This window comes from Serratia sp. PL7 (assembly GCF_945957435.1).
Genome location: NZ_CAMFLB010000013.1, coordinates 190,894 through 204,392 on the forward strand (window position 1 = coordinate 190,894; position 13,499 = coordinate 204,392).

14 protein-coding genes and 1 other annotated feature (1 of these 15 running past the window's edge) are annotated in these 13,499 nt (G+C 55.0%); of the genes, 11 read left to right on the forward strand and 3 right to left on the reverse strand.

The features are described 5' to 3' along the window. Positions 1–90: a sequence feature (Trp leader region), on the forward strand; it begins 15 nt to the left of the window's first position. Between the two features lie 28 nt (positions 91–118). From N6G83_RS35270 to N6G83_RS35300, 7 genes are all read left to right on the forward strand, one after another. Beyond that, positions 119–1,678 carry an anthranilate synthase component 1 gene (locus tag N6G83_RS35270; protein ID WP_211136045.1) on the forward strand — a complete coding sequence of 520 codons (1,560 nt, stop codon included), beginning with the start codon at positions 119–121 and terminating at the stop codon, positions 1,676–1,678. Then, positions 1,678–2,259, forward strand: a complete 582-nt coding sequence (locus N6G83_RS35275; protein ID WP_024529256.1) for a glutamine amidotransferase-related protein — start codon at positions 1,678–1,680, stop codon at positions 2,257–2,259. The genes N6G83_RS35270 and N6G83_RS35275 overlap by 1 nt, the downstream gene beginning before the upstream one ends. A gap of 16 nt (positions 2,260–2,275) precedes the next feature. Next, entirely contained in the window at positions 2,276–3,274 is a 999-nt protein-coding gene (trpD, locus tag N6G83_RS35280) for an anthranilate phosphoribosyltransferase (RefSeq protein WP_065685698.1), read from the forward strand. A 3-nt stretch (positions 3,275–3,277) separates the two neighbouring features. After that, a complete protein-coding gene (trpCF, locus tag N6G83_RS35285; protein ID WP_193569054.1) occupies positions 3,278–4,639 on the forward strand; it encodes a bifunctional indole-3-glycerol-phosphate synthase TrpC/phosphoribosylanthranilate isomerase TrpF in 1,362 nt (453 codons plus the stop codon). A 38-nt stretch (positions 4,640–4,677) separates the two neighbouring features. Next, positions 4,678–5,868: a tryptophan synthase subunit beta gene (gene trpB, locus N6G83_RS35290; protein WP_024529253.1), complete on the forward strand. Its 1,191-nt coding sequence runs from the start codon at positions 4,678–4,680 to the stop codon at positions 5,866–5,868. Beyond that, entirely contained in the window at positions 5,868–6,674 is an 807-nt protein-coding gene (gene trpA, locus N6G83_RS35295) for a tryptophan synthase subunit alpha (RefSeq protein WP_211136044.1), read from the forward strand. The genes trpB and trpA overlap by 1 nt, the downstream gene beginning before the upstream one ends. Before the next feature lie 225 nt (positions 6,675–6,899). Next, positions 6,900–7,214, forward strand: a complete 315-nt coding sequence (locus N6G83_RS35300; RefSeq protein WP_024529251.1) for a BON domain-containing protein — start codon at positions 6,900–6,902, stop codon at positions 7,212–7,214. A gap of 42 nt (positions 7,215–7,256) precedes the next feature. Here N6G83_RS35300 and ompW read toward each other — a convergent pair whose 3' ends face one another. After that, positions 7,257–7,898: an outer membrane protein OmpW gene (ompW, locus tag N6G83_RS35305; protein ID WP_024529250.1), complete on the reverse strand. Its 642-nt coding sequence runs from the start codon at positions 7,896–7,898 to the stop codon at positions 7,257–7,259. Between the two features lie 295 nt (positions 7,899–8,193). Between ompW and N6G83_RS35310 the strand changes: the two genes are divergently transcribed. Both N6G83_RS35310 and N6G83_RS35315 read left to right on the forward strand, forming a co-directional pair. Continuing rightward, a complete protein-coding gene (locus N6G83_RS35310) occupies positions 8,194–8,634 on the forward strand; it encodes a YkgJ family cysteine cluster protein (protein WP_024529249.1) in 441 nt (146 codons plus the stop codon). Between the two features lie 41 nt (positions 8,635–8,675). After that, on the forward strand, positions 8,676–9,470 hold the full coding sequence (locus tag N6G83_RS35315; RefSeq protein WP_024529248.1) for a YciC family protein: 795 nt from the start codon (positions 8,676–8,678) through the stop codon (positions 9,468–9,470). A 49-nt stretch (positions 9,471–9,519) separates the two neighbouring features. Here the strand turns inward: N6G83_RS35315 and N6G83_RS35320 are convergent, their stop codons facing one another. Further along, a complete protein-coding gene (locus tag N6G83_RS35320; protein WP_024529247.1) occupies positions 9,520–11,223 on the reverse strand; it encodes a SulP family inorganic anion transporter in 1,704 nt (567 codons plus the stop codon). Positions 11,224–11,445: 222 nt separating this feature from the next. On the opposite strand from N6G83_RS35320, the gene N6G83_RS35325 reads away from it, so the two are divergent. Next, entirely contained in the window at positions 11,446–11,985 is a 540-nt protein-coding gene (locus N6G83_RS35325; RefSeq protein ID WP_021181242.1) for a septation protein A, read from the forward strand. Then, positions 11,985–12,407: an acyl-CoA thioester hydrolase YciA gene (gene yciA, locus N6G83_RS35330; protein ID WP_024529246.1), complete on the forward strand. Its 423-nt coding sequence runs from the start codon at positions 11,985–11,987 to the stop codon at positions 12,405–12,407. Before N6G83_RS35325 ends, yciA begins: the two co-directional genes overlap by 1 nt. A gap of 48 nt (positions 12,408–12,455) precedes the next feature. Here the strand turns inward: yciA and tonB are convergent, their stop codons facing one another. Further along, positions 12,456–13,202 (reverse strand): TonB system transport protein TonB, encoded by a 747-nt coding sequence (gene tonB / locus N6G83_RS35335; RefSeq protein ID WP_211136043.1) that lies wholly within the window; start codon positions 13,200–13,202, stop codon positions 12,456–12,458. Positions 13,203–13,499: the final 297 nt, after the last annotated feature.

Consider the following 13,499-nt stretch of genomic DNA (forward strand, 5'->3'; position numbering starts at 1 on the left):
ACTTCCCAATCAAGGGTCGAGTAATCACGCATACCTGTCATCTGACACTGCAGATTCCCTAGGCCCGCTCATTACAGCGGGCTTTTTTATGGACAAGATTTGACTGGAACTACCGAAGATGAACATCAAACCACAGCTCAAACTACTCACGGCACAGGCCGGTTACCGTAGCGACCCGACGGCGATTTTTCATCAGTTGTGCGGCGCCCGCCCTGCCACCCTGTTGCTGGACTCGGCGGAAATCAACAGCAAGCAAAACCTGAAAAGCCTGCTGATTGTCGACAGTGCCCTGCGCATTACCGCCTTGGGCCGTAAGGTCAGCCTTCAGGCGCTAACCGCTAACGGCGCAGCCCTGCTGCCACTGTTGGATGAGGCCTTGCCTGCCGACGTACAAATCCAGGTTCGCCTTAATGGCCGTGAGTTGACCTTCCCGGCAATTGATACGGTACAAGACGAAGATGCCCGCCTGCGTTCATTGTCGGTGTTTGATGCGTTGCGCACGATGCTGACTTTGGTCGATGCGCCAGCCGATGAGCGTGAAGCCATGCTGCTCGGCGGTCTGTTTGCCTATGATCTGGTTGCTGGCTTTGAAGACCTACCAGAGCTACGCCAAGACCAACGTTGCCCGGACTTCTGTTTTTATCTGGCGGAAACGCTGCTGGTGCTGGATCACCAACGCGGCGTAGCTCGTTTACAAGCCAGCGCATTCACCGGTGACAACGCTGAAACACTGCGTTTGCAGCAGCGTCTCGAACAGCTTCAGGTGCAATTGCAACAGACTCCGATCGCCATTCCTCATCAGAAACTGGAAGACATGCAGTTAAGCTGCAATCAGAGCGATGAAGAGTACGGCGCAGTAGTCAGCCAGTTGCAGCAGGCCATCCGCCACGGTGAGATTTTCCAGGTGGTGCCTTCTCGTCGCTTCTCTCTGCCTTGTCCTAACCCGCTGGCGGCTTACCAAACGCTGAAGGAAAACAATCCAAGCCCTTACATGTTCTTTATGCAGGACAACGAGTTCACGCTGTTCGGTGCCTCGCCAGAAAGCGCGCTGAAATATGAAGCCACCAGCCGCCAGATTGAGATTTACCCAATTGCCGGTACTCGTCCACGCGGACGCCGCGCTGATGGTTCACTGGATCTGGATCTCGACAGCCGCATCGAACTGGAAATGCGTACCGACCATAAAGAGCTGGCGGAACACCTGATGCTGGTCGACCTGGCCCGCAACGATCTGGCCCGCATCTGTGAAGCGGGTAGCCGCTACGTGGCCGACCTGACCAAGGTAGACCGTTACTCATTCGTGATGCACCTGGTTTCCCGCGTGGTCGGCAAGCTGCGTAGCGATCTCGACGTGCTGCATGCCTATCAGGCCTGTATGAATATGGGCACGCTGAGCGGTGCACCGAAAGTGCGCGCCATGCAACTGATTGCCGCCTCTGAAGGCACCCGTCGTGGCAGCTACGGCGGCGCGGTGGGCTACTTTACCGCTCATGGCGATCTCGATACCTGTATTGTCATTCGTTCCGCGTATGTTGAGGACGGCGTTGCCACCGTGCAGGCCGGTGCCGGTGTGGTGCTGGACTCCGTTCCGCAGGCGGAAGCCGATGAAACCCGTAACAAGGCACGTGCCGTGCTGCGTGCCATCGCCAGCGCGCACCAGGCCAAGGAGATTTTCTAATGGCCGATATCTTACTGCTCGATAACGTCGACTCCTTTACCTACAACCTGGTCGATCAGCTGCGTGCCAGCGGCCATCAGGTCGTGATTTACCGTAACCAGATTGCTGCCGAGGTCATCATCGCGCGCCTGCAACAGATGAAGCAGCCTATTTTGATGCTGTCCCCTGGCCCAGGTACTCCAGCCGACGCTGGCTGTATGCCCGAACTGTTGCAACGCCTGCGCGGCCAGATGCCAATCATCGGTATCTGTCTCGGCCATCAGGCGATTGTGGAAGCTTATGGCGGCCACGTTGGCCAGGCCGGTGAGATCTTGCACGGCAAGGCTTCTTCCATTACTCACGATAACCAGGGGATGTTTGCCGGTATGGCTAACCCGCTGCCGGTCGCCCGCTATCATTCGCTGGTCGGCAGCAATATCCCTGAAGGACTGACCGTCAATGCTCGCTTCGGCGACATGGTGATGGCAGTGCGTCACGATGAACACCGCGTATGTGGTTTCCAATTCCATCCAGAATCCATTCTGACCACCCAGGGCGCGCGTTTGCTTGAGCAGACGTTGGCCTGGGCGCTGGCGAAATAATCAAGGGGAACCGACTATGCAACCTATTCTTGAAAAACTGTATCGCTCGGAGTCGATGAGCCAGGAAGAAAGCCAGCAGTTATTCAGCGCTATCGTGCGCGGTGAGCTGGAACCTAGCCAACTGGCGGCAGCATTGATCAGCATGAAGATCCGCGGTGAGCACCCGGAAGAAATCGCCGGAGCAGCCAAGGCGCTCTTGGCTGATGCTTTACCGTTCCCACGCCCGGACTATGCCTTCGCGGATATCGTCGGCACCGGCGGTGACGGTACCAACAGCATCAATATCTCCACGGCCAGCGCCTTTGTCGCCGCAGCCTGTGGGGTCAAGGTGGCCAAGCACGGCAACCGCAGTGTCTCCAGCCGTTCCGGTTCATCCGATCTGTTGGCCGCCTTCGGGATCCGCCTGGATCTGCCTGCGGAAGAATCCCGCAAAGCATTGGACGAACTGGGCGTGTGTTTCCTGTTTGCGCCGCAGTATCACACCGGTTTTCGCCATGCGATGCCGGTACGCCAACAGCTGAAGACCCGCACGGTGTTCAACGTCCTCGGGCCGTTGATTAACCCGGCTCGCCCACCATTGGCGCTGATTGGGGTCTACAGCCCGGAGCTGGTGCTGCCAATCGCCCAAACCCTGCGCGTATTGGGTTATCAGCGCGCTGCAGTCGTACACGGTGGCGGTATGGATGAAGTGGCGATCCACACCACCACTCACGTAGCCGAACTGAATGACGGCGAAATTGAAAGCTATCAGCTGACACCTAAATCCTTTGGGTTGGAAAGCCACCCGCTGGGCTCCCTGCTAGGCGGGTCGCCGGAAGAAAATCGTGACATTCTGGCAAGGTTGTTACAAGGTAAAGGCGAGCCAGCGCACGCCGCGGCGGTCGCCGCCAACGTCGCACTGTTGCTGAAACTATTCGGACAGGAAGACCTGCGCCAGAACGCGCAGCAGGCATTGGAAATGATCCACAGTGGGCAGGCTTACCAGCGTGTCACTGCTTTGGCAGCAAGAGGATAAATGATGCAGGAAACCGTGCTCAACAAGATTGTTCGTGACAAGGCGCAGTGGGTCGCGGCACGTAAGCAACAACAGCCATTAGCCAGCTTTCAAAACGAAATCGTGCCAAGCGAGCGTAGCTTTTATCATGCGCTACAAGGCGCCAGAACGGCATTTATTCTCGAATGCAAGAAAGCCTCTCCTTCCAAGGGGCTGATCCGCGAGAATTTTGACCCGGTAGAAATCGCCTCGGTGTATAAGGACTTCGCCTCAGCGATCTCGGTATTGACCGATGAGCAATACTTCCAGGGCAGCTTCGATTTTCTGCCTCTGGTGAGTAAAACCGTGTCCCAGCCGGTGCTGTGTAAGGACTTTATGATCGACCCTTACCAGATCTATCTGGCACGTCACTACCAGGCCGACGCCATTCTGTTGATGCTGTCGGTGCTCGATGACGAACAGTACCGCCAACTTGCCGCGGTGGCACACAGCCTGAATATGGGCGTGCTGACCGAGGTGATTAGCGAAGAGGAATTACAGCGCGCGGTACAGCTCGAAGCCAAAGTGATCGGCATTAACAACCGCGATCTGCGCGATCTGTCTATCGATCTGGATCGCACCCGCACTCTGGCTCCTAAAGTGCCACATGGCGTGACGGTGATCAGCGAGTCCGGCATCAACAACTATCGCCAGATCCGCGAACTCAGCCGCTATGCCAACGGTTTTCTGATCGGCAGCGCGTTGATGTCGGAAACCAACCTGCGCAGCGCGGTACGCCGCGTGATCCTGGGCGACAACAAAGTCTGCGGCCTGACCCGGCCGCAAGATGCCGCAGCCGCTTATCAGGCAGGTGCCAACTACGGCGGTCTGATCTTCGTTGGCCGTTCCCCGCGTAACGTGGACATTGCCCGCGCCAGGGAAGTGATCGCCGGAGCACCGTTGAAATACGTGGGCGTTTTCTGTGATGCGCCGACCGCTACGGTCGCGCAAACTGCCGAGCGCCTTGGTCTGCATGCGGTGCAACTGCACGGCGCGGAAGACCAGGCTTATATCAACGCTCTGCGTGCCGAGCTGCCAGCCACCTGTCAGATCTGGAAAGCCTTGAGCGTGAAGGACAGCCTGCCCGCTCGCGATCTGCAACAGGTCGATCGTTACCTGCTGGATAATGGTGCTGGCGGTACCGGAGTTCGCTTTGACTGGTCGGTGTTGCAGGGGCAAACGCTGGACAACGTGATGCTGGCAGGAGGCCTGAGTGCGGACAACTGCGTAGATGCGGCCCAACTGGGCTGTGCGGGCCTCGATTTCAACTCTGGCGTAGAGAGCCAACCCGGCATCAAAGATGCCGAGCGTCTGGCGGCGGTGTTCCAAACCCTGCGCGCCTACTGATTGCGAACCTCATTTAACGGATAATAACGGGAAAAATAATGACGCTGCTTAACCCTTACTTCGGCGAATTTGGCGGTCAGTACGTGCCGCAAATTTTGATGCCAGCCCTGAAACAACTGGAAGAGGCCTTCGTCAGCGCCCAGCGTGACCCAGAGTTCCAGGCAGAGTTTATCGATCTGCTGAAAAACTACGCGGGCCGCCCAACGGCACTGACGCTGTGCAAAAACCTGACTGCCGGTAGTAAAACCAAACTCTACCTGAAACGTGAAGATCTGCTGCACGGCGGTGCCCATAAGACCAACCAGGTATTGGGCCAGGCACTGCTTGCCAAACGCATGGGCAAGACCGAGATCATCGCGGAAACCGGCGCTGGCCAACACGGTGTGGCCTCTGCGCTTGCCTGCGCCCTGCTCGGTCTGAAGTGCCGTATCTACATGGGCGCCAAGGACATCGAACGCCAGTCACCGAACGTATTCCGTATGCGTCTGATGGGCGCAGAAGTGATCCCGGTGCATAGCGGCTCTTCCACGCTGAAAGATGCCTGTAACGAAGCGCTGCGCGACTGGTCTGGCTCTTACGAGAAGGCCCACTACATGCTCGGCACTGCCGCAGGCCCGCACCCGTTCCCGACCATCGTGCGTGAGTTCCAACGCATGATCGGCGAAGAAACCAAAGCTCAGGTGCTGGAGCGTGAAGGCCGTCTACCGGATGCCGTATTGGCCTGCGTTGGCGGTGGTTCCAACGCCATCGGCATGTTTGCCGACTTTATCGATGAGGTCAGCGTTGGCCTGATCGGCGTTGAACCTGCCGGCCTGGGGATCGAAACCGGCCAGCATGGTGCGCCGCTGAAACACGGCAAAGTGGGGATCTACTTCGGTATGAAATCACCGATGATGCAAACCTCTGAAGGCCAGATCGAGGAGTCTTACTCGATTTCCGCCGGTTTGGACTTCCCCTCCGTTGGCCCGCAGCACGCCTATCTCAACAGCATCGGCCGCGCAGAATACGTGTCGATCACCGATGATGAAGCACTGGAGGCTTTCAAGGAGCTTTCCCGCCACGAAGGGATTATCCCGGCGTTAGAGTCTTCCCATGCCCTCGCACACGCGCTGAAAATGATCCGTGAAGAGCCGCAGAAAGAACAGATCCTGGTGGTTAACCTGTCCGGCCGCGGCGACAAAGACATATTTACCGTTCACGACATTCTGAAAGCACGGGGAGAAATCTGATGGAACGTTATCAGCAACTGTTCAAGCGGTTGGAAAATAATAAAGAAGGCGCTTTCGTGCCGTTTGTCACCCTCGGCGACCCAAACCCGACGCTATCGTTACAGATTATCGATACGCTGGTGGAGAACGGTGCAGATGCCTTGGAGTTGGGGATCCCCTTCTCGGATCCGTTGGCCGATGGCCCAACCATTCAAAGTGCAGCGCTGCGTGCTTTCGCTTCCGGCGTTACGCCAACGCACTGTTTTGAAATGCTGGCGGCGATCCGTCAGAAACACCCTGATATTCCGATTGGCCTGCTGATGTACGCCAACCTGGTGTTCCACGGCGGCATTGACGCATTTTATCAGCGCTGCGCGCAAGCCGGTGTAGATTCAGTGTTGATCGCGGACGTACCTTTCGAAGAGTCCGCGCCTTTCCGCGCGGCGGCAGCTCGCCACGGTATTGCGCCAATCTATATTTGCCCGCCAAATGCGGATGAAGATTTACTGCGTGAAATCTCGTCCCACGGCAGGGGTTACACTTACCTGCTGTCACGCGCCGGAGTAACCGGAACGGAAAGCCGGGCGCAGTTACCGCTGCACCATCTGGTCAATAAGCTGCGCGAATATCATGCGGCACCGCCGCTGCAAGGCTTTGGTATCTCTGAACCTTCACAGGTCAAGGATGCGTTGCAAGCCGGAGCAGCCGGGGCAATCTCTGGCTCGGCAATTGTTAAAATCATCGAACAGAATCAGGCACAACCGGCAGAAATGCTGGCCAAACTTGGCAAGTTTGTACGTGAAATGAAAGCCGCTACCCGCGTTTAATCTCCCCGCCCTCAACCACCGGATACTACGAAAGTATCCGGTGATAACACTTTGTTTACCCTCAATCTTGCCAAAGATATTTTCGCAAACAATTTGAACAAACCAGCAACCTGCCCCACAATCATATTTGCCGCTAAATATTCAGTGGTTCAGTGCATACGATTTCGTTAGCTGATTGAAATCAGCCTTTAATTTCAACAATAACATATGCAAGGAGAGTCATTTATGAAGCTATTTAAAACCCTTTCGGCGCTGTGCATGGCGGCTATTTTGGCTATGGCAGTTTCTGCCTGTGCTCCAACGGCAAAATCAGAAGGGACTGGCGGCTATATTGACGATACGGTCGTCACTACCAAAGTGAAGTCAGCACTGCTGGCGGATAAAACCATCAAATCCACCGAGATTAGCGTTGAAACCTTTAAGGGCCGGGTACAGTTGAGCGGTTTTGTCAGCTCCAGTGCCGATGCTAACCGTGCCATTCAGGTGACACGCGGCGTGGCAGGAGTTAAATCCGTCGAAAACGATATGCGCATTAAATAACTGAAGAGGGAGGCGCCGAACAGCGCCTCCTTTATTGCTGGCTTAGAAGCGGTAACCCGCACCAAACATAAACACCCACGGATCCAGACGCGTATCAATGCTCTGATGTTGATCACCCGCATCAAAGCGCACCTTGGTCTCGATATTCATCCACCAGACCGACATATTCAGCATCCAGTGCTCATCCAGGTTGTAATCCAGACCTGCCTGCCCGGCAACACCCCAGGAATTTTTCAGATCCAGATTGCTTAAACCCGCATCCTTGCCGTTGTCGTTGAATTTCTCGTCGAAGAACATGGTGTAGTTCACACCAATACCCAGGTATGGACGCAGCTTGTCCTGCTTTTCGCCAAAGTAGTACTGCGCCATCAGCGTTGGTGGCAGTTGACGAACGGTTGCAATATCCCCGTTGACCGCTGGGCCACCCAGAGAAACTTTATGGCGGAACGGCGTTGCAGCCAGTAATTCGACGCCGATATTGTCCGTCACCATATAGCCAAAAGTCAGACCCAACTGGGTGTTGTTATTGGCGTTGAAAGATCCTTGGCCTAAAACGTTGTCCGAACCTGCATTGGGACGAACAGTTGCAGTCCCTGCACGGAACAGGAAATCACCCGCTTGATGCGCGCTTGCTACCATAGGAGCCATCAGAGCCCCTAACACCACCAGAGTTGTCTTTTTCATTATCCATTCCATTTGTGTGGTTTACAGTCCCGATGAATATACCTATTAACAGGTATTTATGATCCCATCGAGATCACATCTTAAGTGTAAAAATTTAAATTCCCACCAAAAACAAAGCCACCTAAGGTGTTAATAAATCGATAATTGATCTGAATCAATAAACGCCTTTTGTTGCAAATTTTATGCATGTTTACATTTCTGTTACCAAAAAAAGTTGCTAAAAAAAATGCCTCTGCGTAATTTCATCATTCCTGTTGGTTTTGGTTGGGCCGGTAAGGAGTCGGTGGCAATCAAGATGAGCGAAATTCAAAATCCCTGCACCAGCTGCGGCGCCTGCTGCGGTTATTTCCGAGTATCATTTTATTGGGCCGAAGCGGAAGATGGCGGCGGCGTGGTACCTATATCCTTAACTGAACCCTTGAGCCCCTTTCTGCGCTGCATGCAGGGGACCAACAGCAAGTCCCCGCGCTGCACCTCGCTGGTGGGTGAGATTGGTCAGGCGGTGTCCTGTTCGATCTACCCCAATCGCCCTAGCCCCTGCCGCGAATTCGATCAATCCGGGGAAAACGGCCTGCGCAATGAGGCCTGCGATCGGGCCCGTGAGCGCTACGGCCTGCCGCCCTTGCCGGTTCCCCTGCCATTATCATTGTCAGAGACCATAATCGCCCAAGAAATCAGCACAGTGCCATTCGCGGGGTGCCACAGCGGCGCGGAACAGGGTACAATCGCCCACTGATTTAACTACGTTCCCGACGCCAAGGAGTCTGCATGCCAAGCATGCCAATTACGGCCAACACGTTGTACCGTGACAGTTTTAACTTTTTCCGTAATCAGGTTGCCAGCATTGTGCTGTTGGCACTGCTGACCGCATTCATTTCTGTGCTGCTTAATCAGGCGTTTAGCCCCGATATCGAGCAGTTGAAGATCCTGACCGCGACGGAAAGTGATTTGGCCTCCAACGCCGGTGCCGGCATGGGGATCCAGGAAATTATTCAGCAAATGACGCCTGAACAGCAGATGGTGCTGTTGAAAGTGTCCGCCGCCGCCACGATTTCCGCTTTAGTGGGTAACGTGCTACTGGTGGGGGGCATGTTGACGCTGATCCGCCTGGTTTCCGAAGGCCAGCGTACCAGTGCGCTGCGGGCTATCGGGATATCTGCCCCGCTATTGCCGCGTTTACTGTTGCTGTTGTTTGTCTGCACCTTGCTGACTCAGCTTGGCCTGACGCTGTTCGTCGTGCCCGGGGTAATCATGGCGATCTCGTTCTCGTTGGCCCCGGTGATTTCTGTGGCCGATGGGAAAGGCATGTTTGCCTCACTGAAGCTGAGCTGCAAGCTGGCCTTTGCCAACGCGCGGGTGATCGTACCGGCGATGATGCTGTGGTTGGCGGCCAAGCTGCTGGTGCTGTTTATGGTCAGTCATTTGTCTGTGTTGACGCCACACGTTGCCAGCATAGTGCTGACGGCTTTAAGCAATCTGGTTTCTGCCCTACTGCTGATTTATCTGTTCCGGCTGTATATGCTACTGCGGGACACTGCGCCCGCTTCTGGCGTGTCCTTGGATAAAAGATAAACCGGGTCAGTTGACGTTTAATGGCACGCTTTTAGCGTGCCCTTTTTATTTACTGTGCCGTACCCGGTTCGGCCTGTTCCTTACTTTGTATCAGCTTGAGTGCCAGATAAAGGTCGGGCACCAGGATCAGATCCTTATCACGCCCCACCTGATTGATACGGAACCAGCGTGTTAACTCAGTGCGCCGTCCGGCCAGCACCAGCTTTACGTTACGCTGTAACAAATCACGTTTTAGCTCATCAATGGCCGCCAGTACGCTGATATCCGCATGGGTAAAGCTGGCCACCGCATCAACCACCACCCATCGCGGCTGGAACGGCGTACTGTCGACCAGATTGAGGATGCGCCGTTTGAAGTAGGCCACGTTAAAATAGGTCAGCGGGGAGTTAAAGCGGTACATCATCACGCCCTGCACCGCCTTCACCCCGTTGTTGTTGCCCATTGAGTGGATCATGCCTTCCTCATTGACTCCCAGCAATTGCTCCGTAGGGCGGAACACGGTGCGGAGAAACTGCATCAGGCCAAGCAATACCGCCAAGCCAATGCCGCTGATCACCCCCACCAGCAGCACGCTGACGAAGGTGAAAGCCGCCAACCTGAACGCCTGGGCGTTACGCTTGCGCAGGATCCAGATGCCGCGAATGTCGATCAACGACCAGGCGGCGTACATCAGCACCACACCTAATCCGGCCACCGGAATAAATTGCAGCGGCGAAGTCAGGAACAGCAGCACAATGCCAATGACAATGGCAGCAATAATTGATACCAGCTGGCTCTTGCCGCCATTGGCATCGTTTACCGCCGTACGCGAATCGGCCCCGCTGATGGCAAACCCTTGCGACAGCGCGGAAACAATGTTTACCAGCCCCAGCGCACGGAACTCCGCATCAGCATTAACCTCGTAGCCATTTTTCGCCGCAAAGCTGCGCGCCGTGAGCATCATGCTGACAAAGCTGACCACCGCCAGGTTGAGCGCCGGTATCACCATGTCACGCAGTAAGCCCGGCTGAAAATCCGGCCACTGGACGATAGGCAGCATGCCGCTGAAGCCCCCTACGGTAATAATACCGTGCTGCTGCAAATTACCCGCCCAGGTGATAAAGGCGACCAACACGATGGCAAACAACGGCGCAGGCCAGTTAGGCCGCAACTTTTTAACCCCCACCAGCATCGTCAGCGTAAGCAATGAAATGCCCATCGTCGGCCAATCGCTGTGCAGAATGTTGCCGGGCAAGGCATAAATACGCTCAATCAGCTGCGCCGGTGGCGTACCGAACCCCAGCACTTTACCGATCTGATCGACGATGATGGTGACCGCCACGCCGTTCAGCAATCCGCTGAGGATCGGGCGCGAAAGCAGGTCTGCCAAGGCCCCGAGCCGGAAGCGGCTGGCCAGCAAACACCACCCCCCCGTCATGGCGGTCATCATGATGGTGAGCTGCCAGTGCAGCTCCATACTTCCTGCGGCAAGCGGAGTCACCACGGCAGCAATCACCGCACAGGTTGCCGCATCCGGCCCGACAATCAACTGCCGCGACGAGCCAAAAATGGCATAGGCGATCATCGGTAAAATACAGGAGTAAAGCCCGACCACCGGGCTGACACCGGCCAATTCGGCATAGGCAATCGCTACCGGTAAAGCTACCGCGGCGACCGATAACCCCGCACGAATATCCGGTTTCAACCAACTGCGTTCATATCCTAACAAATGCGTCAAACCGGGCGTCCACGCCCGCAGAGACTTCCACTGCATAGCTATTTTCCATGGTAAATTATGCGGCTATTATTATGCTTAATATGCGTCGTACACCCTGCGCTTGCAAATAACCGACGGTAACAATCGTAAGTTTATGCAAATTCTGGTGTTTACAGCAGCAATCTAGCGGACGAACACCGATAATCTGCCCTTTAGTGCGATACACAGAACGGGCCAAATCCGGTATAGTCGCCCGATGAACCTTTGATGGATTGATTTATGAAGCAGTTTCTTGATTTTCTACCCCTGATTGTCTTTTTTGCCTTTTATAAGCTTTACGATATCTACGTCGCCTCGGGTGCCTTGATCGTCGCCACCGCCCTGGCACTGGTCTTTACCTGGCTGAAATATCGCAAGGTAGAGAAGATGACGCTGATCACCTTTGCCATGGTCGCCGTATTCGGCACCTTGACCCTGGTGTTTCACAACGACCTGTTTATCAAATGGAAGGTCACGGTCATCTACACCCTGTTTGCCCTGGCGCTGCTGATCAGCCAGCTGATACTGAAAAAGCCGCTGATCCAACGCATGCTCGGTAAAGAGCTGACCCTGCCGGACAGCGTCTGGAACCACCTTAACATTGCCTGGGCCCTGTTCTTCCTGGCCTGCGGCTTGGCCAATATCTATGTGGCATTCTGGATGCCGCAGGACGTTTGGGTTAACTTCAAGGTATTTGGCCTGACCGTGCTGACGCTGGTCTTCACCCTGTTGAGCGGGATCTATATTTACCGTCATATGCCTGAAGAGCAGAAGAAATAATGGCCGAACAACGACCTTTGCCTAGCGGTGAGCTGGTGCTGCGTACGCTGGCCATGCCGGCAGATACCAATGCCAACGGCGATATCTTTGGCGGCTGGCTGATGTCGCAAATGGACATCGGCGGCGCGATCCTGGCCAAAGAGATAGCCGAAGGGCGCGTGGTAACCGTGCGGGTAGACGGCATGACCTTTCTCAAACCGGTCGCTGTAGGTGACGTGGTGTGCTGCTATGCCAACTGTATCCGCAGTGGCCGCAGCTCGATTACCATCAATGTGGAAGTTTGGGTCAAGAAAGTGTCTTCTGCCCCAATCGGCCAACGCTACCGTGCCACGGAAGCGGTCTTTACCTATGTAGCGGTAGATGACGGCGGTAGCCCTCGTGCCCTGCCAGACGGCAAGATGAACTTCCGCGTTGGCGAGTAAGCCTACGCCAGATAGCAAAAAGGTCGCAAACGCGACCTTTTTTATTGCTTACTCGACCGTTGAACCTTCCATTTTGAAGACGATGGTCTTCGTCAGGTTCTGCGCGGTTTTGGCTTCATAGCGCCATTTACGCATTGCCTGCTTCACCTCACGCTCGAACATATTACGTGGTTCCGCAGACAGAATACGCACGTTAGTCACACGCCCGTCACTATCGACATCGAACTGAACCTTGACCTTGCCTTCAATCTGCAACGCCTGGGCGCGAGGTGGATACATCGGTTTGCCGATGCTCAGAGCTTTCGGCCCCAACTCACGGGAAGTCCCCGGCGCGGGTGCTGATGGTGCCTGTTTAACCGGTGCCTTATCGATCGGCTTGGCTTCGGATTGATTGTCGAACGGCGAAGGTTCACGCGGTTCGGTCTTTTTCACTTCACGCTTGACCGGCTTCTCTACCTTCGGCTTCGGTTTTGACTTCGGCTTGGGTTTCTCCGGCTCCGGTTTAGGAATGGCTACCGGTACTGGCGGTGGCGGCTCGGGCTCCGGGATCGGTTCTGGTTCTGGCTCAGGTTCTACCTGCGGCTCCGGTTCCGCCGCAGCCGGCGGTGGCGGTTCTGCCAACGCGGTCATATTCACCATCATGACGCTGATAGGGGCATCTTCCTGCTTAGGCAGCTCCAACACTTCGTTGACGGAAGCGTAGAGCAAGGCGGCCACCAGGGCACTGTGCAAACCAACGGAGAGGACAATTGGCACGGAAATTCGGCGAATAAGGAACATTTTGTTTAGCGGCATAATGATTCTGTTTCCTCTGGTGCGCCAAGTTTAAATGCAAATAGCAATCATATTCAATAACGAAAGACAAACTATCGCTTTAATCGGCATCATTAGGCGCTAAAACCAGCAAACTCATAGGGATATTAACGTTTAATTAGCCTTTTATTGAGCTTTTCATACGGATTGTTAACCACTATGTCCCCTCACTCGTCATTCCCAGCACACGCCGTTATCCTCAGCACGGTAATGAATTTTTATCTGGATTGGCATTCCCTTGTCACAGGTTTTGCGCTACTTTGTGATTACCGTTGTATG

Coding starts and splice junctions, on each gene's coding strand:
- N6G83_RS35270 (WP_211136045.1), top strand. CDS start 119: ATGAACATCAAACCACAGCTCAAACTACTCACGGCACAGGCCGGTTAC.
- N6G83_RS35275 (WP_024529256.1), top strand. CDS start 1,678: ATGGCCGATATCTTACTGCTCGATAACGTCGACTCCTTTACCTACAAC.
- trpD (WP_065685698.1), top strand. CDS start 2,276: ATGCAACCTATTCTTGAAAAACTGTATCGCTCGGAGTCGATGAGCCAG.
- trpCF (WP_193569054.1), top strand. CDS start 3,278: ATGCAGGAAACCGTGCTCAACAAGATTGTTCGTGACAAGGCGCAGTGG.
- trpB (WP_024529253.1), top strand. CDS start 4,678: ATGACGCTGCTTAACCCTTACTTCGGCGAATTTGGCGGTCAGTACGTG.
- trpA (WP_211136044.1), top strand. CDS start 5,868: ATGGAACGTTATCAGCAACTGTTCAAGCGGTTGGAAAATAATAAAGAA.
- N6G83_RS35300 (WP_024529251.1), top strand. CDS start 6,900: ATGAAGCTATTTAAAACCCTTTCGGCGCTGTGCATGGCGGCTATTTTG.
- ompW (WP_024529250.1), bottom strand. CDS start 7,898: ATGAAAAAGACAACTCTGGTGGTGTTAGGGGCTCTGATGGCTCCTATG.
- N6G83_RS35310 (WP_024529249.1), top strand. CDS start 8,194: ATGAGCGAAATTCAAAATCCCTGCACCAGCTGCGGCGCCTGCTGCGGT.
- N6G83_RS35315 (WP_024529248.1), top strand. CDS start 8,676: ATGCCAATTACGGCCAACACGTTGTACCGTGACAGTTTTAACTTTTTC.
- N6G83_RS35320 (WP_024529247.1), bottom strand. CDS start 11,223: ATGCAGTGGAAGTCTCTGCGGGCGTGGACGCCCGGTTTGACGCATTTG.
- N6G83_RS35325 (WP_021181242.1), top strand. CDS start 11,446: ATGAAGCAGTTTCTTGATTTTCTACCCCTGATTGTCTTTTTTGCCTTT.
- yciA (WP_024529246.1), top strand. CDS start 11,985: ATGGCCGAACAACGACCTTTGCCTAGCGGTGAGCTGGTGCTGCGTACG.
- tonB (WP_211136043.1), bottom strand. CDS start 13,202: ATGCCGCTAAACAAAATGTTCCTTATTCGCCGAATTTCCGTGCCAATT.